This window comes from Edaphobacter sp. FHG110511_03 (genome assembly GCF_059115365.1).
Map to the genome: position 1 here is coordinate 824,354 of NZ_JBZYWL010000003.1, position 19,948 is coordinate 844,301.

Genomic DNA, 19,948 nt, shown 5'->3' on the forward strand with positions numbered 1-19,948 from the left:
CAGGGGGATGAGTGGAGTCAACGCGTCGTCGCAAACGTGTCTAAAGCTTCGCAGTATGATGCAGTTGCATGGCAAAAATTCAACGGAATGGAGCGGCGCAGTTCTGGGTGGCGCTGGCGATCGGTCTTGCCCTCAGACTGTTATTCATTCTGCACGCCCCCCGCATCGCTGGCGATACGTTCCTTTACGGCGACATCGCCAAGAACTGGATGCATCACGGAGTCTACGGCTTTGCGGAATCGGCTTCGGGCGTACCCATTCCCACGCTGATCCGTCTGCCGGGCTACCCGCTGTTCCTTGCTCTGTGCTTCAAACTCTTCGGCGAAGACCAATACAGCGCGGTGATGCTGGTCCAGTGCCTGATCGATCTCGGCACCTGCATTTTGCTCGCCGCCCTCGCGCGACGCATCTTCGGCTCCCGTGCCGGGATGGTCGTGCTATGGTTGGCGGCTCTCTGTCCCTTCACTGCGAACTACGCCGCCTCTCCTCTTACTGAGACCCTCACGCTCGCCGGCATCGTGGTAGCGTTCTATGCTCTGGAGCGCTGGCGAACCGAAGCGACCCTCTGGAACCGGTGGCTGTGGGTGATTGCTCTGGCGCTGGCATATTCGGTGCTGTTGCGGCCCGAGCAGGGATTGCTGCCCGCGGCGATCCTCCCAGCCATGGCATGGCTGGCTATGCGTCGTGAGCCGCGTAGCCTCCTCCCAGCCGGCGGACCCATCCTGGCAGTCGCGCTCTGTATCCTTCTGCCGCTGATTCCCTGGACCGTGCGAAACTGGCGGACCTTCCATGTCTTCCAGCCGCTCGTTCCCCGCAATGCGACCGATCCGGGCGAACTGGTTCCCACGGGCTTCAATCGGTGGTATCGCACCTGGGCGATCGACTTCGCCTCGACCGAAGAGGTCTATTGGAACTGGAATACCACGACCATCCACATCGACGATATTCCGACACGCGCCTTCGACACGGAGGAGCAATACAACCGGGTCGAGGCGTTGCTGAACCAGTACAACGAGACCTCTAACGCAACGCCCGGTCTGGATGCAGCCTTCGCAGCGCTGGCCGAAGAACGCATCTCCGACGATCCGGTGCGGTATTACCTCGCTCTACCTCTGGCGCGGCTGGCCAACATGGTGCTCCGGCCGCGCGTGGACATGATGGAGATCAAGCTGGAATGGTGGAAGTGGAACCCACATCCGACGCAGACCATCTTCGCCTTCGCCTATGGTCTGCTGAACCTTGCTTACTTCGTCCTCGGTGGCATTGGTCTGTGGCGCTGGTGGCACCGACGATGGGACGGCCATACTGCTCTGGGGTGGTCGCTCCTGGCCTTCTTCATCCTGCGCTGCGCTCTGCTGCTGACGCTCGATAACTCCGAGCCGCGATACACCATAGAGTTTTTTCCGTTGTTGATGCTGTGGGCCGGCGCGATCTACTCCAACGGCTTCAGATCGCCCAGCACCGTCGGAATCAGCTCCGATACCGTGGGATGAATGTGCACGGCGCGCTGGATCGTCGTATAGGGCGCGCGTGCGTACATCACATCCGTAATGCAGTGGATCGCTTCGTCCCCGTTGAGACCGAGAATCGACGCGCCCAGAATCTGCTTGCTCTCCGCATCCACCAGAACCTTCATGAAGCCGTCGCTCTCGCCTTTTTCGACGGCGCGACCCACCTTGGTCATGGGACGCGTCCCGATCAGCGCAGGCTTGCCCGATTCGCGAACTTCGCGCTCCGTCATACCGACGCGTCCCAGCGGAGGATCCATAAACAGTCCATACGTCGTGATCCGGTCTGAGACGCGCCGAGGATCGTTGTCCAGCACATTCGCTGCAACAATCTCAAAATCGTTATAAGCAGTGTGCGTGAAGGCGCCTTTGCCATTGCAGTCGCCCATCGCCCATATTCCCGGGACGATGGTGCGAAGCTGATCGTCGACCTGAATATATCCGTGCTCATCGACGGGCACCCCCGCCTTGTCCAATCCAAGATCGTCCGTGTTCGGTACGCGCCCTACTGCCAGCAGAACGTGCGAGGCAGTTGTGGGACTGGCATCTTCATCGCAGGTAACGTGGACCTCCACCCCCTCCGGGCAATCGTGAAGGCTGATGCACTCCGCGTTCAGGCGAACGTGGATCCCTTCCTTTTCGAGGATCTCCTTGATTGCCGCCGATACATCCTCGTCCTCGCGCTGCGTCAGGCGTGGACCCATCTCAATGATGGTGACTTCGCTTCCGAACCGCCGAAAAGCCTGCGCGAACTCGATGCCGATATAGCTTCCTCCAACCACAGCAAGGTGGCGAGGCAGCGTGTCGAGCTCGAGCATCGAGGTGTTCGTTAGAAAGGGAATCTCTTTCACGCCGGGCATATCAGGAACCCGTGCCCGTCCGCCGACATTGAGGAAGATCTCCTTAGCCTCAAGAAGATCCTCACCCACACGTAGCGTCGTAGCCGATTCAAAGCGCGCCTGGCCGGTGAATACGGTGCAGTTCTCCATGCCGCGTAGCCAGCTTTCAATGCCGTTGCGCGACTTGAGCAGCACGGAATCCTTCCGCGCTTTGACCGCCTTCATGTCCGTGCTCACGGGCCCGGCTACGTCGATGCCGTAGGCCTTCGCGGTGCGTGCTTTGTGGGCCACATACGCGCTCGCGACCAGCGTCTTGGTCGGGATGCAGCCAGTGTTGACGCAGGTTCCACCGAAGAGCTTGCGTTCGACAATCGCGACCTTGCGACCCGCCTGCGCGAGGCGGCCTGCGAGAGAGGGGCCAGCCTGGCCTGCCCCGACGATAATGGCATCGAACTGTTTCGGCGTCGTCATAGATGCGAGACTATCAGCAGGTCGCCGAAGATGGCGATTGCGTTCCCGATAAGTTCACCGAAGGTCCTTGCGATCTCGCAAATCTTTGCCGAAACATTCTTCAGAAAGAGAGAGTCGATGCAGATCAGTTATGCAGACAAAGTTGTGCTGGTGGCGGGTGGAACAGGTGGACTTGGCCGTGGGGTGACGATGGCCCTTCTCTCGGAGGGCGCAACCGTCATCGCGACCTACCGCAACCCGAAAGCGTTCGCCGGGCTTCAAGCTCTCGCAGGCGCCCAGGCAGCACGGTTCGAAGGTGCGCAGATCGATGTAACCGATGACTCCGCAGTCGCCGCGTTAATAGACAGTCTCGCGGCGAAGCATGGTCGGATCGACGCCGTCATCAACACCGTTGGAGCCTATGCAGGTGGCGTGAAGTTGTGGGAGCTTGAGCCCGAGGTCTTCGAGCAGATGCTTGACCTGAACCTGCGCAGCGGCTTCGTGCTCGCGCGCAGTGCCATTCCTGTAATGCTGAAACAGGGAAGTGGCGTGTTGATCAACGTCGCTGCAAAAGCCGCATCCGATCATGCCGCGGGAGCCTCGGCCTATGCAGCCTCGAAGGCAGCAGCGGTCGCCCTGATGGACAGCCTCGCAGCCGACTTGAAGGGAACATGCGTGCGGGTCAACTCGGTTCTCCCAAGCATCATCGATACGCAGGCGAACCGCAGCGCCATGCCTGGAGCCGCATTCGACAAGTGGCCAAAACCCGAGGAGATCGCCCAGGTCATCCTCTTTCTGGCAAGCGATCAGGCGCGTGTCGTCCACGGAGCTTCCGTGCCCGTATACGGCCAGAGCTGAACCATGCTTGCCTAAACGTGGCCGGGGCTAAACCCGACTGCAGCGTGAGAGTTCTCTCGTCTTCGAAGAAGAAGAATTCCGCGTGTCTCCGAAAGGTTGCCTGCGGAGATCTTCGCCTGTGATAAGCTTGCGCCGTTTCAGTTTTTGTACTGAAATCTCCGCCTGCCTTTCATCACCAAGCAACTGGAATAAAGAAAGATACGTCGTATCCGCAGCAACGTTCCGAAATCAGCAACATGGTTCTGAGGCCGCAACCGCATCAAACCACCTCAGGGTTCGCCCTGGCGAATGAGAAAAAGAACGCTACAAGGAGAACGAGAATGAAACGAATTGCATGTCTATCGCTGGGCTTTCTGCTGGCTCTGCCCGTAGTGGCCAACGCTCAGGACAAGGAAGAAGACCGCGTGAAGGCCTCCGGCGAAGTTTTGAGGGACATCCTTGAATCGCCCGATAAGGGAATCCCGCACGATCTGGTGGACAAGGCTGAGTGCGCCGTCGTATACCCATCCGTCAAGAAGGCAGCTTTTGTGGTTGGCGGAAGCTACGGCCGTGGAGTGATGACGTGCCGCACCGGCCAGAACTTCATGGGACCCTGGAGCGCACCGACAATGATGGCGCTGGAAGGCGCGAGCTTCGGATTCCAGATCGGCGGACAGGCAACCGACTTTGTTCTGCTCATCATGAACGAGAAGGGTGCGAAGTCCGTTCTCTCCAGCAAGGTGAAGATTGGCGGCGACGCCTCGGCGGCTGCCGGTCCGGTTGGACGGAATGCCAGCGCGGAGACGGACATCGTGATGAAGGCTGAAATCCTCTCGTGGTCGCGTGCCCAGGGGCTTTTTGCAGGCATCTCTCTCTCCGGATCCACCATGCGGGCGGACAATGGGGCAAATAAAGCCCTGTATGGAAAGGACATAACGGCACAGGACATCGTGTTCAAGCACGAGGTCAAGGCTCCCCCCTCGGCCAGCACGTTGCTTACAGAACTGAACAAGATCTCGCCGAAGCGTAAGCCTTAAAGGCTACCGGTCGAATTCTAACCATCATCCAAGGGCTTCAGCCTGTCGGGATCGTCCCGATGGCTGAAGCCCTTGATTCGTCTGGGATTTGTTTGGGCCAAAAGAAAGAAATGGCTCGCTGTGACAGAGACCGTTCCATAGGTCTACAATTTCGCCCGCGCCGGGAATCGGCGACGCGGAGGAGTGAACGAGTATGGCAACGATGACTGCGCTTCGGCCGGGAGAATATGGGTTCCCGGTATCGATTAGACCCAGGTACAACAACTTTATCGGCGGTGAGTGGGTGGCTCCTGCCTCAGGACAATACTTCGAGAACGTGACCCCGGTTACCGGGCAGGTGCTCTGCGAGATTCCCCGTTCCAACGCAGCCGATATCGACCGCGCCCTCGATGCCGCGCACGCTGCGAAGACGGCGTGGGGCAAGACCTCACAGGCCGAGCGGGCACGCCTGCTTGAAAAGATCGCGTCGCGGATGGAAGAGAACCTTGAGCTGCTCGCGACCATCGAGACGTGGGACAACGGCAAACCCATCCGCGAGACCCTGGCCGCCGATCTTCCCCTGGCCATCGATCACTTCCGTTACTTCGCCGGGGCCATCCGTGCCCAGGAAGGCTCCATCGCCGAGATCGACGAGAACACGGTCGCCTATCACTATCACGAGCCTCTAGGCGTCGTCGGCCAGATCATTCCGTGGAACTTCCCCATCCTGATGGCAACATGGAAGCTCGCTCCCGCACTGGCTGCCGGCAATTGCGTTGTCCTTAAGCCCGCCGAGCAGACGCCCCTTGGCATCCTCGTCCTCGCGGAGCTCATCCAGGACATTCTTCCTCCGGGCGTACTGAACATCGTCAACGGCTTCGGTCTTGAAGCAGGCAAGCCCCTGGCCTCCAGCCCTCGCATCAATAAGATCGCCTTTACCGGCGAAACCACCACCGGCCGCCTGATCATGCAGTACGCCTCGCAGAACATCATCCCGGTCACGCTCGAGCTCGGCGGTAAGTCACCGAACATCTTCTTCGCCGATACCATGCGCGAGGACGATGACTTCTTCGACAAGTGCCTCGAAGGCTTCGCCATGTTCGCGTTCAACCAGGGCGAGGTCTGCACCTGCCCCTCGCGCGCACTCGTCCAGGAGTCCATCTACGACCGCTTCATGGAGCGCGCCGTCAAGCGAGTCAAGGCGATCAAGCAGGGCAATCCGCTCGACAAGTCCACCATGATCGGAGCGCAGGCCTCCACCGAGCAGATGGAGAAGATCCTCTCCTACTTCGACATCGGGAAGCAGGAAGGCGCTGAAGTGTTGACCGGCGGAAAGCGAGCCGCACTCAACGGCGACCTTGCCGAAGGCTTCTATATTGAGCCGACCGTGTTTCGCGGCAACAATAAAATGCGCATCTTTCAGGAGGAGATCTTCGGCCCCGTCGTCTCCGTCACCACCTTCAAGGACGACGAAGAAGCTCTCGCCATCGCGAACGATACCCTCTATGGTCTCGGTGCCGGCATCTGGACCCGCGATCTTAACCGTGCCTATAGCTTCGGCCGTGCCATTCAGGCTGGCCGTGTCTGGACCAACTGCTACCACCTCTATCCGGCGCACGCCGCGTTCGGAGGTTACAAGCAGTCCGGCATCGGCCGCGAGAACCATAAGCTCATGCTCGACCACTACCAGCAGACCAAAAACCAGCTCATCAGCTACAGCCCCAAGGCGATGGGCTACTTCTAAAGACCTCGCCCGCCTCATTTTTTCGAGAAGACGTCATTCCGAGCGGAGCGCAGCGAAGCCGAGGAATCCCTGTATTTTTCTGTGCTGCCTATCTTTTCGATTGAGGCAATCGTTCATGTCATCTGCAAACACGACCGAGACTCCACTCCAGGTGATCGCGACTCCGGCCGCGATCACCCTCATGGAGACGCTGAAGGCAAAACATGGGGAGCTGATGTTCCATCAGTCGGGAGGTTGTTGTGACGGCAGCTCCCCCATGTGCTATCCGCGCGGAGAGTTTCTTACCGGCGACAGCGACGTACTGCTAGGAGAGATCGACGGCACGCCCTTCTATATGAGCCGCTCCCAGTTTGAATACTGGAAGCACACGCAGCTTCTCCTCGATGTTGTGCCGGGAAGGGGAGGGATGTTTTCGCTGGAGGGACCGGAGGGCGTGCGCTTCCTTATTCGCTCAAGAGTCTTTCAGGACGAAGAGATCAACGCCCTGCGCCAGGCAGGACGAATCTAGGTACTCCGAAGAGTCCGGCCAAAATTTAAAAGGAAAAGACAGCCGAGGAAACCCCCACCCGGTAGAACCTCAGGCGCGTTTCTTCGCAAGACATTTGGCCATGATGGCCGAATGCAGGTGTTCACGCAGATCGTCGGAGATCTCGTAGACCTCGTTGCCGCGATAAACCTCGATCGTCTGTCGAGTCGTGTTCAGAACGACCTCGCAGTGATGGCAACCTGCAAGATGGGTGCGAACCTCTTTCAGAAGCTCAGGGCTGATCTGGCCGTCGAAGTAATCGGTAAGCTGGCTCAGGAAATCGGTGCAGTTCATGCGGGTTGTCCTTCCTTCCGTTGCCGGAAGTACCTGCTCAGGCGTTCGCGCAATTGTAGACGAGCGCGCAACAGACGTGATTTGACCGCGGGGATGCTCAAGCCGAGAGCCTCCGCAGTCTCTTCCGTAGAGAGGTTCTCAATATCCCGTAACGTAAAGACGGTTCGGAATCCGGGAGGAAGCCCCTGGATCGTCCGTCGAAGTATGTCATTGAGTTCGTTCTGATCGAAGATCTGCTCCGGATTGGGCCGCCATTCGGCGAAATCTCGGGGAATCGATCCCTCGTCGGTCTGGACGTCTTCGTCCATGGAGACGGTCTTGCTGGTCTTGCGCTTGCGCAGCCGCATAAGGCTCTCGTTGACTGCGATCCGGACGAGCCAGGTCGAAAACTTGGAGTTTCCCTGGAACTGCTCCAGCTTCTCGTAAGCCTTGAGAAAGGTATCCTGCGTGATGTCTTCGGCGTCTTCACGGTTTTGCGTTATATGCTGCGCGACCCGGAAGATCTGGCGCTCGTACTGCCGGACCAGCTGCTCAAAGGCAGCTGTATCACCATCCTTCGCGCGCGCAACCAGCGCTACGTCTGGGTGGATCTCTTCCGTTCCTGGGGATTGGATGGCGGGCATGAGCAAAAGGTGCGTCAATTCTACCCCTGAGCCTTGATAGCTCAGGTTTTTCAATATCTAACGCTTCAAACATAGTAAATGGCGGGGCCGCTTCGGGCAAAGGCCCCAGGAGCCTCCGGCAGCCTCGAAAACAGGCAGCATCCATGTACCTGTCCAGATTCCACTTCGCGGAGTCCAACTCTCAGGCACGGTTCTGCGGCTTACAGTAAAGAAGTGGGCTTCCGCAAAGAGAGGCAATGTTGAACGTTTTTTCCCGGTTTCAGGCTGCTGTACTACTTGGTTCTCTGCTGACAGGTTCTTCCTGGGCTGGAGTGCGCGAGATGGCGCCCCAGGCCCAGACCTCCTCCTCGCACCCCTCCACCCAGAAGTCCTCCAAGAGCTCCACGACGAAAAAGCCGTCGGCAAAATCTTCTGCGAAGACCACGAAATCCTCCAGCCGTAAGACTGCGGGATCGTCGAAGACCTCGAAGTCCACCACCTCCAAAGCCGGTAGCAAAAAGCGCGCCGCAGCAAAACGCACCTCGCGCAAGCCCACCGCCGAGACCGTCCACCTCACCAGCGCCTTCCACGCCACCGAGCAGCTCCGGCCCATGGCGCAGCAGCTCATTGCCACCCGCTCCGGCGCCGCCTACGCAGGAGTGCAGGCCTACGCCCGCTCGCATCCCGGTGAAGGAGCCGCCGCCGCCTGGCTCGCGCTCGGCCACGCTTACATGCTCGACCGGCGATACAGCGACGCCTACACCGCCTTCCAGCAGGCCAAAGCCAGCGGCAAGGCGCTCGACGACTACGCCGACTATCTAGGTGCGCAGGCTGCCCTTCAAGCCAGTCGCGGAGCCGATGCTTACGCCTTGCTTGATCGCTTCGCCGAACGCCACCCCGACAGCATCTTCGTCGCCAACGCTCCCGTCCTGCTGGCGAATGCCTACCTCCAGCAAAACAATCCCCAGGGTGCTCTGACCTCGCTTCAGCCGCTTCAGGATTCTCCCGTCGGAAGCCACAGCGACTTCCGCTACATCCTCGCCCGCGCCTATCAGCTCACCGGAGACACCGGTCACGCGGCCCCCATCTATCGCAGCATCTACGCGAACTTTCCTCTCAGCCCCGACGCTGGCCAGGCCCGCGCGCAGCTCGACGCCATGAGCGTTCCCCTCAACGCCACCGAGCGCAAAATCCACGCCGACTTCCTCTTCAACGCAAAGCGCTTCAACGAAGCCGGGCAGGAGTATCACGAGATCGCCCGCAACGACTCCAGCCTCTCCCAGTCCGACCGCGACGCCCTCGCCATCTACGCCGCCGTCTGCGACTACAAGCTCAAGCGCATCAGCCGCCGCGACGTCGAGCGCCTTCCCCAGACGAATGACGACACCGCCGCCGCCAAGCTCTACCTCCTCGCCGAGATCTCCCGCAGCGAGAACGACCAGCAGGCCCACGCCTCCACCCTCGACCAGATGATCAAGCGCTTTCCTAACAGCCGCTGGCTCGAGGAGGCGCTCTACTCCGGCGGCAACATGTATCTGCTCAAGCGCGACTACGAGCAGGCCATTCATCACTACAGTCTCCTCGTCCAGATGTTTCCCCGCAGCAGCTACGCGCCCTCCGCGCACTGGCGATCGGCATGGATGAACTATCGCCTGCGCCGCTTCGGCGAAGCCGCTCGCCTTATGGACGAGCAGATCCTTCGCTATTCCGCCGGAATCGAAGCTCCCACGGCTCTCTACTGGCGAGGGCGCATCTACGAGGACGAAGAGCACAACCCCGGACAGGCCGCCAACTACTACCACGCTCTCGAGACCAGCTACATCAACTACTACTATGCGGAGCTCGCCCGCAAACGCCTCGCCGTGCTGGGATCGCAGGCCCCGAAGGTGCCGGACTCCCCGGTCCTCGCCTCCGTCCTGCAACGCGAGATTCCCACCCTCACCGATGAGCTCCCTGAAAACGAGCCGCACCTGATCAAGGCCCGTCTCCTCGCCAACGCCGCGCTCAACGAATACATCGGTCCCGAGATTCAGGCCAGTCCCGACGCCGACGAATGGGGAGTGCTCGCCGAAGCCCGCATCTACGCCTCCTACGGCGAGTACACCCGCGCCCTGCAATCGCTCAAGCGCAGCAAGATCTCCTTCTTCGCGCTGCCCATGGACCAGGTTCCTACTCTCTACTGGCAGCTCCTCTTCCCTCGTCCCTACTGGAGCGAGCTCGTCTCCAACTCGGAGAAGAATGGCGTCGATCCCTTCCTCGTCGCCTCCCTCATCCGCCAGGAGTCGGAGTTCAACGCCGGAGCCGTCAGCCGCGCCCACGCCTATGGCCTCATGCAGATGCTTCCCTCGGTCGGCAAATCCATCGCCCGCAAGCAGCGAATGCGCGGCTTCAGCACGGCCCAGCTGCTCAACCCCACCATCAACCTCCAGCTGGGAACCGTCAACCTGAACGAGGTGCTCGCACGCTACGGCGGCCAGCAGGAGTACGCCCTCGCCGCCTACAACGCAGGAGACGTCCCCGTCCGCCAGTGGATGTCTTCGGGAGACTATAAAGACATCCCCGAGTTCGTCGAATCCATCCCCTACACCGAGACCCGTGAGTATGTGCAGGCCATTCTGCGCAATCGAGTCTTCTACCAGAAGCTCTACGGCAAAAGCACCAAACAGCAGGATCCGGAGCTGCCACGTTAAGGACGCAGCTTCAGCCGTCGCTGAGGGTACGGCTCAAACATAGGTAGGGCTGCAACAGGATGAGAAGTCGCAAAAAACTCTTCTGGGAACCAACCGGAATTCCACCGAAACTGACCATTGACAGGCGACAGATTTCCGATATGCTTTGCACCATAGTTGGTGCAATCCCAGCAGCAAAAGGAGATCCTGGCAGGTAGAAGTGCATACCATTCCTGGCGCCAATCCGCGCCGCAGCGAACCCGAACTCAATTTGCGTTTTAAGAAGAGGCGTAGACATGATCGCAGACTTGAACTTCCTCGATGAGTGGATTCCGGAGCAGATGGAGCCGGGCACGATGTTTGTCTTGGAGAAGGCTGGAGAGTTGGGAAAGGCGGACAATCCTTACTGGGCCGTCCTGTCCTGTCCCTCCTGTGGAGCCCTCGGACTCATCACCCGGCAACAGTGCGCGGGACTGGAAGCGATGATCTGCGGATCGGAAACCTGCTCGGCCGAGTATTTTCTAGCCGACGGACAGATCTATTATCGCCAGCCAAACTAGAGCCGGCTTCCTAATCTTTACGTCATTCCGAGCGAAGTCGAGGAATCCCTGTATTTCGCTTCGGCAATGATTTCTTGCGCCTCACCTGCTTCCCCTGAGAGCATGGCTAGCATGGAAAGAGGTGGGTTTTCTTGGGGCTATATGGCTGGATTCATGCTGCTGATCGCGGCAGTATTCTATGCCGTCCAACACCCCCAATCGCCCTTTTATTACCTAGTTAAGATGCTATTGATACCAATCCCGTAAACCGATTGGGTTAGCCAAGTTATTTATTGCCTTTGCTTCTGCCGCCGCAGAGGCCCGGGGGCGGGGCGCACCATCTTCGGCACAAGCCGGGTACTCCAATCATGCGGCTTCATCGCATGATTGGGCCATTCGAGCGAAGCTCGAACAGCCTCTAGGTACGCCAAGCCTTCAGGCTTGGCCTTCTCACCCGCCCCAAAAATGGGGCTTTAGCCCCTGGGGTACATGCACTTTCCCCGAATCGAAAATGCATAATTCCATCCAGAAAAACGACCGACTCGGCGCCCCTAAAAACCCAACAAAACCGCACCCCAAACCCTCTTTTCCACACCCAATTCCTTGACACCCCCTGCTAGCCTTTAATCAGAGACAACAAGGAGCCCGGCCACCGCGCCGGGCTTTTCGTTTTTAACCGTCCGCCCACAAGGTCCGGACCTAAGCCTCATATTTCCAAGATTTTGCACAAAAACAACCCAAGGGGGTGCCCATGAATCAGCAGGAAACAGTCGAAGCCACTCAAATCCCGGAAATGTCAAAGATCCTCGATCAGATCCCCGAGCAGCCCACACCCGCCTCCCGCCGTTGCCGTCATCGCAGCCCCGAAGACCACCGCTGTGGCAGTCCGTCCATGCGCGGCGAGAGCTTCTGCTATCACCACCACCAGACCCGTCGTCCCGTCGAAAACCTCCGCTTCCGGCGTGCCCGTCAGGTGACCTTCTCCCTCGCAGTCCCAAACTCTCGCCTGGAAATCCAGCATGCCCTCGGAGAGATCATGCTCCGTATCGCCTCCAACGACATCGACCTCCGCCGTGCCGGCCTACTCCTCTACGCTCTCCAGATCGCAAACTCCAATCTCACCCATCACCAGATCCAGAACGCACAACCCAAACCAGCTCTCCAGGCAGTGCAGGTCGAGGAAGAATCCGCGCAGTCGAAGCACCCGCAATCCCATCCTGAGCCTGAACAAAAGTGTCATCCTGAGCGAAGCGTCGGGGCTCCCGACGAGCTTGCTAGCTGGGGTGGAGCGGAGTCGAAGGGACCTGCGGTTAACAGTCCATCCCGAGTCCACTCCGCCCAGCGTTCATTACGGCTCTGGCGCGACCCCCGACCTGATCCACAGCCAGCCCGAACCCGCCCCGCACAGCATCGACTTCACCCCGCCGCCTCCCGTCTGGTGCCGTCTCTCCAAAGCCACCGGAGCCGCCCTGCTCGAAACCCTCGCCCGAAGCGAAGGCGCGGAGCCTATCGATGCTTCTTGCGAAGATCGCGTCCTCGCAGCGTCTACTCGTGCCGCAGCGCCACTACCGGATCCATCCGCGCCGCCCTCATCGCCGGAAGCAGGCCGGAGATCACCCCAACCGTCGCCAGAATTCCGAACGCCGCCAGCATGATCATCGGCGAGGCTCGCAGGACGATGTCTCCCTCATGGTTGGCAGTCTTGTAGATGTCGGAGTAAAGAGGCATCGGCGGAATCAGGTATCCGACAGCGATCGCCAGGATCATGCCCACGATTCCGGCGATGAAGGTCAGGGTCAGGCTTTCCAGCAGGAACTGGGTCAGGATGTCCCGTCGCCGCGCACCGAGCGCCTTCAGCAGACCGATCTCGCGGGTGCGCTCCGTCACCGAGACCAGCATGATGTTCATCACTCCAACGCCGCCCACGCCCAGGGTCATGGCGCCGATGATGCCCAGCAGAAGCTGGAGCGCGATGGAGAACTGCATGATCTCCTGCGAGTCCTCGACCGTATCCCAGGTAGGAGTCGCCTTGTCGTCCTTGGGATCGAAGTGGTGCCGGCTTGCCAGCACCGCCCGAACCGCCTGGATCGCCTTGACGTGAAGGTCGGGTGAGCTGGGTTGAAAGACGATGCTCCCCGGATCGCGTTCATCGCGAAGCAGCCGCATCATGCCGAAGGGCACGAAGGCGTTCTCGTTGTCGGGCCCGTTGTTGGAGGAGTCCTGGATCTTGGTCGCGAGCACGCCGATCACCTGGAAGACGTGGCCTTCGATCTGGACGGATTCGCCCACGGGAGGGAAGCCGTTGAAGAGCTTCTGCGCCGCATGTGGACCGAAGATGACAACCTGCCGGTGGTCGGTGAAATCTGCCAGCTCGAAGTATCTCCCCTCGGCAACGTTCAGCTTGCGCATCCCTCCGTAAGGAAACTCAACGGCCTTGGTTGAGATATTGACGACCTTCGGTCCGTACTTGAAGCTGAAGCCGTCGTCGCTCTCGGAGCTGACGGCGGTGAGGAAGGGGACAGCATCGCGGACGGCCTCGGTATCGCCGTCGAGAAACTTGATCTTCTTGCCGGATCGCTCGCCCCCGGCCTGCATGCTCGTCTGTCCGCCCCACATCATGATGACGTTGTTCCCGAGCCCGAGAAACCCGTTCAGCACTTCTCTGCCAAGACTGTTGCCGTAGCTCAGCAGCAGCACCACCGTTACCAGGCCCCAGACGATGCCCAGCATCGTCAACCCGGAACGCAGCCGGTTTCGCAGAAGCGACTCGATGCTCTGGCGAACGATCTCGATAAAGTTCACGATGTTACTCCGATCGCAGGCATTCGATGGGGCTGAGGTTGGAAGCGCGCATGGCCGGATAGGTTCCGGCGAAGAGAGTGATCGCAGTCAACGTAGCCAGCGAGGCGAAGACAGCGATCGGAGAGATGACAGGATGCGGTACGAAATCCGGCAGCGGGACAAACCGCAGCAGCAGGCAGAGTCCAACACCGCTCAGCAGCCCGCCGATACCGCTGACGATGGTGATGATCGCCGACTCGACCAGGAACTGCCGCTTGATATCGACAGCGGTCGCGCCCAGCGCCTTGCGGACGCCGATCTCGCGGGTGCGCTCGGTGACGGCAACCAGCATGATGTTCATGACGCCGATCCCGCCCAGGGCCAGCGTGAGCAGGGCAACCGCGCCGAAGAACAGCGTCATCACCCCGAAGATGCGCTCCGTGAACTTCGACCCAGCGAGCGTGTCCCAGATCCACAGCGCCTCCTTGTCGTCCGCGCTGTAGTGATGCCGCTCCGCGATGATGCGCCTCACCTGCTCAAGCGCCTTCTCGTGCAGGTCGGGTGAGACCGGCTCGACAACGATGTTGTTGACGTAACCCTTCGTAATCCCCGGTCTTTCTGGAGGAGGGAAGTCCCGGGCCATCGCGGAGTAGGTTGTGAACAGCTGCGTGTTGTCCGGGCCGCTGCCATAGCTGCCGTTCTGCTTCTTCTTCGCGAGCACGCCGATGACGATGTACTCGTATCCGTTGACCATGAGCGGCCGCCCGATGACAGGCTTGCCTGGAAAGAGCTGCCGGTTCGCTTCGGCTCCCAGCAGGACGACGCGCGCGCCCTCAGCTTCATCGCGCTCATTCATCAATCGTCCCTGCTCCACAGTCAGCGAGCGGAAGCGCTGATACTCAGGCCAGACGCCACGGATCGGACGATTCGCCGCGTTCCACTGGCTGACCTCGGAGACGTTGCGCCGCAACTCGGGACTGACGGTCTTGACCAGAGACGCCTGCTGTTGAATCGCGATCGCGTCATCTACGGTGAGGCGGATATCTCGTCCTGCAGCGTAGCCTCCCGCCTGCATCCCCGTCTTCCCTCCGAAGATGATCGCGATATCGGTGCCGATGGTCTTGAGATGTTCTTTCTGATCGAGATTGAAGCCGATGCCCAGGCCGACGAGGAGGATGACGGAGGTGATGCCCCAGACGATGCCGAACATGGTGAGAAAGCTGCGGAGCTTGTTCTCCCAGAGTGCGGCCAGCGTCTGCTTCAGAATCTCGCGAATGGGCATGAATGGGTCCACAGCCTTCCCGGCTGCACTGCTTCATACGCAGGGAGACCCACCCCGGTTCCCGTTCTTTGCAATCGATGGGTTAGCATGAAAAGGGTTGTTGCGAAGACTATCGTGCCCGGATGGTGAAATCGGCAGACACAGCGGACTTAAAATCCGCAGACCTTAACCGGTCGTGGGGGTTCAAGTCCCCCTCCGGGCACCAACTTCCGCTTGACCCTTCCCGTTTCGAAATCAGCTTTTGATTCCTATGGATCAAGGGAAGCCGCCCTCCTCAAACCAGAGGGAGCCGTCGAACCAGCTAATTCGATTAGGGATTTCCCCAGTTGCGGAGACTGGACCTGCTACCTAGCATTGAGCCGTTAACCCTGAATCTGAGACGACGCTTGGCACACGCTTTCGAAAGCGAGTGCACTCAGGGGGCGAAGGAGGATTCATGGCCAGGACGACCAAGGCTGAATCGGGTGTTATTACACGAGAGTCAATGAGCACCCACGCGCAACTGTATGCCAAGGGAAAGGCGCTGCGAGATATCTGCCCCCGGGCGGCTCACGCCGAATGGAAGGCTCCCAAGGGCCGGCGCGATCCGGTCGACATGGTGTTGGTGTCGGAGAAGGGGCGCATCCCTGAGCTCCTGCCGCTACGCCACGGGCGCATGGTGCAATCGGCCTTCACGTTTTATCGAGGGTCGGCCCTCGCAATGGCAGCTGACCTTTCGTCCACGCCCTCAACGGGAGTCCGTGTCCAGTGTTGCGGGGACGCTCATCTCAGTAATTTCGGTGGTTTTGCTACAGCTGAGCGGAAGATCATCTTCTCCATCAACGATCTCGACGAGACACTGCCCGCACCGTGGGAATGGGATGTCAAGCGCCTCGCAGCGAGCTTTGTGGTCGCTTGCCGGGACAGGGCATTGGGCAATGGCACCGCGAAAGATTCCGCCTTGACTTGCGTGAGGAGCTACCGGGAATCGATGGCCGAATTCAGCCAAATGAAAACCCTCGAGCTCTGGTACTACGCGATTGGGCCGGAAGAACTGCTCGCTCAATGCAGCCCGCAATTTCGCAAGAGGATCATAAAGCGGATCGAACAGGAAAAGTCGAAAAGCCGCGCGGAGGAACTCTTCCCCAAGCTGGTCGAGCACAGAGAAGAAATGCCAATCATTAAAGATCAACTCCCCACAATCTTCCACAACAAGGAGAATCCTCCGGGGAAGATAAACAAGGTCCTTCATGACGCAATCGCCGATTATCGCGCCACCCTTCCAGCTGCCTACCAATCTCTGTTGGATCGCTTCGAAGTCCGAGACGCTGCAATAAAGGTTGTTGGAATCGGAAGCGTTGGGACCTCCTGCTGGGTATTTCTTTTTATGGCCGCGGGTGACGATCCACTCTTCCTTCAGATCAAGGAGGCACGGGCTTCGGTATTGGAGCCGTACGCAGGTAAGAGTGTGTTTCCTAACCGTGGGCAACGTGTAGTGGACGGCTATCGGATTATTCAGCCTGCCGGCGATATTTTTCTGGGATGGTGTCGAGGGCCTAAGCGCGATTTCTTCATACGTCAGCTCAGAGACACCAAGATTAGTGCGCGCATAGAAACCTTCGGATGTGCAGAGATGAACCTCTACGCCCAATGGTGCGGGAGGGCCCTCGCGCTCAGTCACGCCAGGTCTGGACAGCGCGCCATGCTCAGCGGGTACATGGGGAACAGCGATGTGTTCGATCAAGCCATAGCAGCGTTCTCCCTCGCCTATGCTGACCAGAACGACAAAGATCACGCGGCCCTAGTACGCGCCGTCCGGAAGGGCAAGTTGAAGGCTGTTTTTGAGGAGGATCGGTGAGCGGACGCCGTTGCAAAGTACTTGGGAACTGCTGCGAACCTAGGTATGAGTTAGATCCCCGGCGTGGTTCGTTATTTAAATATCTGTGTCCGTTTCCGCTGAGATCGAGCAGTTCTCGGTCCTGCACAAGGAGCCGGGCTTCCTCGTGGCCCTTTCTCATTGCGGGGAATAAATAGCCGCTTGCCCCGATTGTTCCTGGCTCACGCTTTCTGCCCGCCAACCTGCTCGCGAGTCATCTGAGCTACTGCCGTCTTTGGTGTTTCCATAGCCATCTCCGGAGTCACTCGCGCGAACAGATCAAGACTGCGAGCGACGAGCCCGGTCCACCCGGTCTGATGGCTGGCCCCTAATCCGGCGCCGTTGTCGCCATGGAAGTACTCGTAGTACAGGATGTAATCGCGCCAGTGAGGATCGTCCTGGAACTTCCTGGTTCCTCCATACACCGGACGATTGCCGTTGGCATCGCGTAAAAAGATGCTCGACAAGCGGCGGGCGATCTCATGCGCCACTTCAAATAGCGTCATGTATTTGCCCGAGCCGGTTGGGCACTCGACTTTGAAATCGGGACCATAGAAGGGATACATCTGTAACAGCCCACGGATGATGAGGCCATTCACCGGCATCCATACGGGCCCGCGCCAGTTGGAGTTACCGCCGAACATGCCGGTGTTGGACTCGGCGGGAAGATATTGAACTTTGTATTCCTGCCCCTGGAGGTAGAACACGAAGGGATGATCGAGGTGAACCTTCGAGAGGGAGCGGAGGCCATACGGGCTTAGAAACTCTTTCTCATCGAGCATGTAAGCGAGAATGCGCTGGAGCTTCTCCTTATTGCAGATCGCCGCCAGCCTGCGGCCCTTGTACCCGCCGAGTTTTGGATCGTCGGCTGTGGCGATCTTTGCCGCGACATCCGGATGACGCTCGCGGAAAAGGGCAATCATTTCCATAAGGCGGGGATTCTTCGCAGCAGTACCCTGCTCGAATACAGTTGAAGCGCCTAGCGGCAGCAGGCCGACCATCGAGCGGATCTTCAGGCGGATGGCATCGCCGTTGGGGAAATGGAGCAGGTCGTAGAAGAAGCCATCTTCGTTATCCCACATCTCGTCCTGGTTATCGCCGATACGATCCATGGCGTAGGTGATCCAGGCAAAGTGCTCGAGGAATCGGGCGGCCATCTCGTCATACATGGCGTCGTACTCGGTAAGAATGAGCGCAATCTCGAGCATACAAAGACAGTAGAATGCCATCCATGCGGTGCCGTCAGCCTGGTCCAGATGCCCACCGGTCGGCAACTCCGCACTGCGATCGAAGACCCCGATATTGTCAAGTCCCAGGAATCCGCCAGCGAAGACGTTGCGGCCCTGTGGATCCTTACGGTTGACCCACCAGTTGAAGTTCAGCATCAGTCCCTGGAAGGAGCGCTCGAGGAAGCGCAGGTCGGCCCGGCCCAACTGCGTCTCAATCCTGAAGAGAAACAGGGTTGCCCATGCGTGGACGGGTGGGTTCACATCGCTGAAGTTCCACTCGTAGGCAGGGATCTGCCCATTTGGATGGGAATACAGACTCCTGAGCATCAGCAGGAGTTGCTCTTTGGCAAAATCGAAGTCCACGAGGGAGAGCGAAAGCGTGTGGAAGGCCAGGTCCCATGCCGCATACCACGGGTACTCCCACTTGTCGGGCATGGAGATGATATCGCTGTTCAGCATGTGGTACCACTCCGTGTTGCGAGAGGTTTTCTTCCCAGATCCCAGTAGGGGATGGGTGTCATGCTCTTCCAGCCATTTGTCGAGATCGAAGTAGTAATACTGCTTGGACCACAGCATTCCTGCGAGCGCCTGACGATGGACGCGACGTTCATCCTCGCTCAACGTTCCTGGAGTAATGCGCTCATAAAACTCATTCGCATCCGCGAGACGGCTTGCAAAAACCTCGTCAAACTTGCTGAACGCTTTGCCCGCCGGCTTGGCACTCAGTCGCAACCGCACCGCCTTGCTTCCTCCAGCGGGAACCTCCAGAACATAATGCGCGGCAGCCTTCGTCCCCGAGTTCGACGGATTGACCGCGTCCCGCTTGCCTGCGATCACATATTCGTGAAACGCATCTTTGACGTAAGGCGAAGAATTCGGCTGTCCCCACAAGCGACCGGCATTAGATTCGTTTTCGGTGAAGAGGAGTTCCGGACCTCCTTCACAGTGCAAGGTGTAGTCGCCAAGCTTCGGGTGAGAGGCTTGTATTTTGTCCTTATCGATCTGACCCAAAACAGGCTTCTCTTTTCCGGCGCCCCAGGACCACGTATTCCTAAACCAGAGTGTGGGAAGCAGGTGAAGTTGAGCTGTTTCCGGACCTCGATTGTGGGCGGAGATCCGGATGAGCAGGTCTTCCGGACCGTCCTTGGCATATTCCACAAAGACATCAAAGTATCGATCTTCATCGAAGATCCCGGTGTCGAGCAGTTCGTATTCCATCTCTTCGCGTGAGCGTTTCCGATTGGTTTCTATCAGGTCGCGATAGGGATATTCCAACTGTGGATACTTGTACAGGTACTTCATGTAGGAGTGCGTAGGAGTGCTATCAAGATAGAAGTAGTACTCCTTGACGTCTTCGCCATGGTTGGACTCGCTGTTCGTTAGCCCAAACATGCGTTCCTTCAGAATCGGGTCACGACCGTTCCACAGAGCCAGCGCGAAACAAAGCTGTTGCTTGTCGTCCGAGATTCCCGCTATCCCATCCTCGCCCCAGTGGTAAGCGCGAGATCGCGCCTGGTCATGGCTGAAGTAGTCCCAGGCGTTGCCGTCTTTGCTGTAGTCTTCGCGAACGGTGCCCCACTGTCGCTCGCTAAGGTATGGTCCCCATTTCTTCCATGGAACGCCCTGCTCACGAGCAGCATTCAACCGTTTCTGTTCGGTCACTTCAACATAGTTCAGTGGAGGCCTACGGTCCGATTCCATTGGTTTCTCCTTGTGTGAGCCATGCCGGCTCGTATGATCTTTACCCTTCTGATATCCCCAGATAGCGATCGATGTC

The 19,948-nt window shown here is 58.9% G+C and carries 16 protein-coding genes and 1 tRNA gene; 9 read left to right on the forward strand and 8 right to left on the reverse strand.

What is annotated here, in order from left to right; all coding sequences use genetic code 11:
* The first annotated feature begins 68 nt into the window (after positions 1-68).
* On the forward strand, positions 69-1,493 hold the full coding sequence (locus tag AC5S26_RS16835) for an ArnT family glycosyltransferase (protein ID WP_494186068.1): 1,425 nt from the start codon (positions 69-71) through the stop codon (positions 1,491-1,493).
* Here AC5S26_RS16835 and AC5S26_RS16840 read toward each other — a convergent pair.
* Positions 1,433-2,818 (reverse strand): FAD-containing oxidoreductase, encoded by a 1,386-nt coding sequence (locus AC5S26_RS16840; protein ID WP_494186069.1) that lies wholly within the window; start codon positions 2,816-2,818, stop codon positions 1,433-1,435. The two genes, AC5S26_RS16835 and AC5S26_RS16840, sit on opposite strands and share 61 nt — an antisense overlap.
* 117 nt (positions 2,819-2,935) lie before the next feature.
* Here AC5S26_RS16840 and AC5S26_RS16845 point away from each other — a divergent pair, with 117 nt between their 5' ends.
* The 4 genes from AC5S26_RS16845 to AC5S26_RS16860 all read left to right on the forward strand — a co-directional run bounded on the left by AC5S26_RS16845 (position 2,936) and on the right by AC5S26_RS16860 (position 6,902).
* Positions 2,936-3,655, forward strand: a complete 720-nt coding sequence (locus AC5S26_RS16845; RefSeq protein ID WP_494186070.1) for an SDR family NAD(P)-dependent oxidoreductase — start codon at positions 2,936-2,938, stop codon at positions 3,653-3,655.
* 320 nt (positions 3,656-3,975) lie between these two features.
* Positions 3,976-4,671 (forward strand): lipid-binding SYLF domain-containing protein, encoded by a 696-nt coding sequence (locus AC5S26_RS16850; RefSeq protein ID WP_494186071.1) that lies wholly within the window; start codon positions 3,976-3,978, stop codon positions 4,669-4,671.
* Between the two features lie 193 nt (positions 4,672-4,864).
* A complete protein-coding gene (gene adh / locus AC5S26_RS16855; RefSeq protein ID WP_494186072.1) occupies positions 4,865-6,394 on the forward strand; it encodes an aldehyde dehydrogenase in 1,530 nt (509 codons plus the stop codon).
* Between the two features lie 115 nt (positions 6,395-6,509).
* Positions 6,510-6,902: a DUF779 domain-containing protein gene (locus AC5S26_RS16860; protein WP_494186073.1), complete on the forward strand. Its 393-nt coding sequence runs from the start codon at positions 6,510-6,512 to the stop codon at positions 6,900-6,902.
* Positions 6,903-6,971: 69 nt separating this feature from the next.
* On the opposite strand, the gene AC5S26_RS16865 is transcribed toward AC5S26_RS16860, so the two are convergent.
* Complete coding sequence (locus AC5S26_RS16865) at positions 6,972-7,214, reverse strand: anti-sigma factor family protein (protein WP_494186074.1); 243 nt, start codon at positions 7,212-7,214, stop codon at positions 6,972-6,974.
* Positions 7,211-7,837, reverse strand: coding sequence for an RNA polymerase sigma factor (locus tag AC5S26_RS16870; protein WP_494186128.1), 627 nt, complete (start codon positions 7,835-7,837; stop codon positions 7,211-7,213). The genes AC5S26_RS16865 and AC5S26_RS16870 overlap by 4 nt, the downstream gene beginning before the upstream one ends.
* A gap of 236 nt (positions 7,838-8,073) precedes the next feature.
* Here AC5S26_RS16870 and AC5S26_RS16875 point away from each other — a divergent pair, with 236 nt between their 5' ends.
* Together AC5S26_RS16875 and AC5S26_RS16880 are read left to right on the forward strand one after the other, a co-directional pair.
* Positions 8,074-10,506, forward strand: coding sequence for a lytic transglycosylase domain-containing protein (locus AC5S26_RS16875; protein WP_494186075.1), 2,433 nt, complete (start codon positions 8,074-8,076; stop codon positions 10,504-10,506).
* Between the two features lie 275 nt (positions 10,507-10,781).
* Complete coding sequence (locus tag AC5S26_RS16880) at positions 10,782-11,045, forward strand: hypothetical protein (RefSeq protein WP_494186076.1); 264 nt, start codon at positions 10,782-10,784, stop codon at positions 11,043-11,045.
* Positions 11,046-11,820: 775 nt separating this feature from the next.
* Here the strand turns inward: AC5S26_RS16880 and AC5S26_RS16885 are convergent.
* The 4 genes from AC5S26_RS16885 to AC5S26_RS16900 form a co-directional block, all read right to left on the reverse strand.
* Positions 11,821-12,045: a hypothetical protein gene (locus AC5S26_RS16885; protein WP_494186077.1), complete on the reverse strand. Its 225-nt coding sequence runs from the start codon at positions 12,043-12,045 to the stop codon at positions 11,821-11,823.
* 60 nt (positions 12,046-12,105) lie between these two features.
* Positions 12,106-12,228 carry a hypothetical protein gene (locus AC5S26_RS16890; RefSeq protein WP_494186078.1) on the reverse strand — a complete coding sequence of 41 codons (123 nt, stop codon included), beginning with the start codon at positions 12,226-12,228 and terminating at the stop codon, positions 12,106-12,108.
* 341 nt (positions 12,229-12,569) lie between these two features.
* Positions 12,570-13,826 carry an ABC transporter permease gene (locus tag AC5S26_RS16895; RefSeq protein WP_494186079.1) on the reverse strand — a complete coding sequence of 419 codons (1,257 nt, stop codon included), beginning with the start codon at positions 13,824-13,826 and terminating at the stop codon, positions 12,570-12,572.
* A gap of 4 nt (positions 13,827-13,830) precedes the next feature.
* On the reverse strand, positions 13,831-15,087 hold the full coding sequence (locus AC5S26_RS16900; protein ID WP_494186080.1) for an ABC transporter permease: 1,257 nt from the start codon (positions 15,085-15,087) through the stop codon (positions 13,831-13,833).
* A gap of 116 nt (positions 15,088-15,203) precedes the next feature.
* On the opposite strand from AC5S26_RS16900, the gene AC5S26_RS16905 reads away from it, so the two are divergent.
* A tRNA-Leu gene (locus AC5S26_RS16905) sits at positions 15,204-15,292 on the forward strand.
* A 231-nt stretch (positions 15,293-15,523) separates the two neighbouring features.
* Entirely contained in the window at positions 15,524-16,924 is a 1,401-nt protein-coding gene (locus AC5S26_RS16910; RefSeq protein WP_494186081.1) for a DUF2252 domain-containing protein, read from the forward strand.
* Between the two features lie 200 nt (positions 16,925-17,124).
* Here AC5S26_RS16910 and AC5S26_RS16915 read toward each other — a convergent pair whose 3' ends face one another.
* Complete coding sequence (locus AC5S26_RS16915; RefSeq protein WP_494186082.1) at positions 17,125-19,872, reverse strand: MGH1-like glycoside hydrolase domain-containing protein; 2,748 nt, start codon at positions 19,870-19,872, stop codon at positions 17,125-17,127.
* Positions 19,873-19,948: the final 76 nt, after the last annotated feature.

What these genes read in the sequence shown, in the direction of transcription:
- AC5S26_RS16850 (WP_494186071.1), top strand. Translation starts at nt 3,976, where the DNA reads ATGAAACGAATTGCATGTCTATCGCTGGGCTTTCTGCTGGCTCTGCCC.
- AC5S26_RS16835 (WP_494186068.1), top strand. Translation starts at nt 69, where the DNA reads ATGGCAAAAATTCAACGGAATGGAGCGGCGCAGTTCTGGGTGGCGCTG.
- AC5S26_RS16900 (WP_494186080.1), bottom strand. Translation starts at nt 15,087, where the DNA reads ATGCCCATTCGCGAGATTCTGAAGCAGACGCTGGCCGCACTCTGGGAG.
- AC5S26_RS16865 (WP_494186074.1), bottom strand. Translation starts at nt 7,214, where the DNA reads ATGAACTGCACCGATTTCCTGAGCCAGCTTACCGATTACTTCGACGGC.
- AC5S26_RS16880 (WP_494186076.1), top strand. Translation starts at nt 10,782, where the DNA reads ATGATCGCAGACTTGAACTTCCTCGATGAGTGGATTCCGGAGCAGATG.
- AC5S26_RS16845 (WP_494186070.1), top strand. Translation starts at nt 2,936, where the DNA reads ATGCAGATCAGTTATGCAGACAAAGTTGTGCTGGTGGCGGGTGGAACA.
- AC5S26_RS16875 (WP_494186075.1), top strand. Translation starts at nt 8,074, where the DNA reads ATGTTGAACGTTTTTTCCCGGTTTCAGGCTGCTGTACTACTTGGTTCT.
- AC5S26_RS16870 (WP_494186128.1), bottom strand. Translation starts at nt 7,837, where the DNA reads ATGCCCGCCATCCAATCCCCAGGAACGGAAGAGATCCACCCAGACGTA.
- AC5S26_RS16910 (WP_494186081.1), top strand. Translation starts at nt 15,524, where the DNA reads ATGGCCAGGACGACCAAGGCTGAATCGGGTGTTATTACACGAGAGTCA.
- AC5S26_RS16860 (WP_494186073.1), top strand. Translation starts at nt 6,510, where the DNA reads ATGTCATCTGCAAACACGACCGAGACTCCACTCCAGGTGATCGCGACT.
- adh (WP_494186072.1), top strand. Translation starts at nt 4,865, where the DNA reads ATGGCAACGATGACTGCGCTTCGGCCGGGAGAATATGGGTTCCCGGTA.
- AC5S26_RS16840 (WP_494186069.1), bottom strand. Translation starts at nt 2,818, where the DNA reads ATGACGACGCCGAAACAGTTCGATGCCATTATCGTCGGGGCAGGCCAG.
- AC5S26_RS16885 (WP_494186077.1), bottom strand. Translation starts at nt 12,045, where the DNA reads ATGCTGGATTTCCAGGCGAGAGTTTGGGACTGCGAGGGAGAAGGTCAC.
- AC5S26_RS16915 (WP_494186082.1), bottom strand. Translation starts at nt 19,872, where the DNA reads ATGGAATCGGACCGTAGGCCTCCACTGAACTATGTTGAAGTGACCGAA.